The organism is Monashia sp. HAY1-5C (assembly GCF_056755255.1).
Window position 1 is genome coordinate 1 of sequence record NZ_JBPGXG010000792.1, and the last position, 235, is coordinate 235.

1 pseudogene is annotated in these 235 nt (G+C 74.0%); it reads left to right on the forward strand.

Annotated features, from left to right (window positions below):
• Positions 1-35: 35 nt before the first annotated feature.
• Positions 36-235, forward strand: a pseudogene (locus tag ACR9ZK_RS23570) (Zn-dependent oxidoreductase); the annotation flags it as partial.

Sequence of the window (235 nt, forward strand, 5' to 3'; positions counted from 1 at the left end):
CCTGCCTGTCGACGGCTTGGCTCACGGCCGACCGGATGCTGTTCACGAAATCGGGCGTGCGTCCCGGCAGCACGTTCCTCCTCCAGGGTGCGGGCGGCGGCGTGGCCACGGCCCCCGTGCAGCTGGGCGCAGCGGCCGGCTACCGGGTGTGGGTGACCTCGCGCGACGAGTCCCGCGGGGCCCGGGATTTCCCCCCCTGTGACGACCGCGTGTTTGCGTCAGGGGGGCTGCTCCC